Annotated in this window: 2 protein-coding genes and 2 rRNA genes; 2 read left to right on the top strand and 2 right to left on the bottom strand. The window is 59.4% G+C overall.

Annotation, left to right across the window (positions count from 1 at the left end; translation table 11 throughout):
- Both VBE63_RS29015 and VBE63_RS29010 read left to right on the top strand, forming a co-directional pair.
- A partial coding sequence (locus VBE63_RS29015) for an FAD-binding domain-containing protein (RefSeq protein WP_323686448.1) occupies window positions 1–480 on the top strand: 480 nt, incomplete at its 5' end.
- Between the two features lie 81 nt (window positions 481–561).
- A complete protein-coding gene (locus VBE63_RS29010; RefSeq protein ID WP_323686447.1) occupies window positions 562–708 on the top strand; it encodes a DUF2256 domain-containing protein in 147 nt (48 codons plus the stop codon).
- Between the two features lie 289 nt (window positions 709–997).
- Here the strand turns inward: VBE63_RS29010 and rrf are convergent.
- Window positions 998–1,113 (bottom strand): 5S ribosomal RNA (gene rrf, locus VBE63_RS29005).
- A 207-nt stretch (window positions 1,114–1,320) separates the two neighbouring features.
- Window positions 1,321–1,590: ribosomal RNA gene (locus VBE63_RS29000) — 23S ribosomal RNA — on the bottom strand; the annotation flags it as partial.

Below are 1,590 nucleotides of genomic sequence, written 5' to 3'. Positions count from 1 at the left end.
GAGTTCTTCCACTGGCACGCACTGGCGGACCCGCGCCCGCTGTTCCGCTTTCACGGCCGCGGCAAGGCGCGCAAGCTGCGCCACTGCACCTTCGAGCCGCGCAATTTCGCGCGCTGGTGTCAGGGCGATACCAACTTCCCGCTGGTGAACGCGCTGATGCACCAACTGGTCGCCACGGGCTGGATGAGCAACCGCGGCCGCCAGATTGCGGCCAGCTGCCTGATCCATGAATACGGCATCGACTGGCGCTACGGCGCAGCGTTTTTTGAGCAGCACCTGATCGACTATGAGGTCGCTAGCAATTACGGCAACTGGCAGTACATTGCCGGTGTCGGCGCGGACCCGCGCGGAGGACGGCATTTCAATATCGACAAGCAGACCGCGGAGCATGATCCTGAGGGCGTGTTCGTCGCGAAGTGGGACGGGCAGCGAGCGCACCAGCCCGATTATGTCGTTGATGCGGCGGACTGGCCGATCTGAGCTGGGGGCTGGGGACAGTTTAGTTTTCTGCACGGCAGAAAACTAAACTGTCCCCAAGAACCAGAATCCGAGAATCCAGCTGTGAGTCGCTCACCTAAACCTGAGAAAATCTGCCCGGTCTGTGAACGCCCGTTCACCTGGCGAGCGCGCTGGAAGCGCAACTGGGAATCGGTGGTTTACTGTTCGCGGCGCTGCGCGAGTCAGCGGTATAAGTTGCGTTCCGGGTAGCCTCGCCCCACACCGGGCCCTCGCATCGCTAAAATTGCTCGTTTATGTGGAACCCGTAGTCAGTTTTGGCTGGTTCGAAGCCTGGCGCCTCTGCGCTCGCGATGCTCGCTTGAGCCTGCCGCTCGCAGAGCTCGCGGCGTTCGCGCGGGTCTGCGCCAAACTGTTGGCGCAGACAAACCCCGCGCTCACCCTACTCTCTCATGGGGAACCCCATGTGAGAGTAGCTGATTATGGCAAGCCCCAAACGCAAAAACCCCCAGCCAGTCGGCTGGGGGTTGTCGCGTTTGAAGCCTGGCGATGACCTACTCTCACATGGGGAGGCCCCACACTACCATCGGCGATGCATCGTTTCACTACTGAGTTCGGGATGGATTCAGGTGGTTCCAATGCTCTATGGTCGCCAGGCAAACTGGCATGGCAGGAGGAGGCTTTTGCACACCGCACGTGGCGCAGCGGCTACACTCTGTCTCCCACCAAATTAGGTCGGTAGTTCAAGCTGAGTTGTTTTTTCGTGCTGTTCACTTGCTGTTCACTGTGACTGGCCACAACACCCAGCGCTTCTTAAGCAGGGCGCACAACCTCGTGCCACACCCACTCAAATAACACCGTTATATGGTCAAGCCTCACGGGCAATTAGTACTGGTTAGCTCAACGCCTCACAACGCTTCCACACCCAGCCTATCAACGTCCTGGTCTTGGACGGCCCTTCAGGACCCTCAAGGGGTCAGGGAGAACTCATCTTGGGAGAGGCTTCCCGCTTAGATGCTTTCAGCGGTTATCCCTTCCGAACATAGCTACCCGGCAGTGCCACTGGCGTGACAACCGGAACACCAGAGGTTCGTCCACTCCGGTCCTCTCGTACTAGGAGCAGCTTCCCTCAAT

Origin of the sequence: Lamprobacter sp. (assembly GCF_034860625.1) — a bacterium.
In the GTDB taxonomy this organism is placed as follows: Bacteria; Pseudomonadota; Gammaproteobacteria; order Chromatiales; family Chromatiaceae; genus Lamprobacter.
Note: the sequence above shows the minus strand (reverse complement) of the source record. Positions and strands in the feature narration are given on the sequence as shown.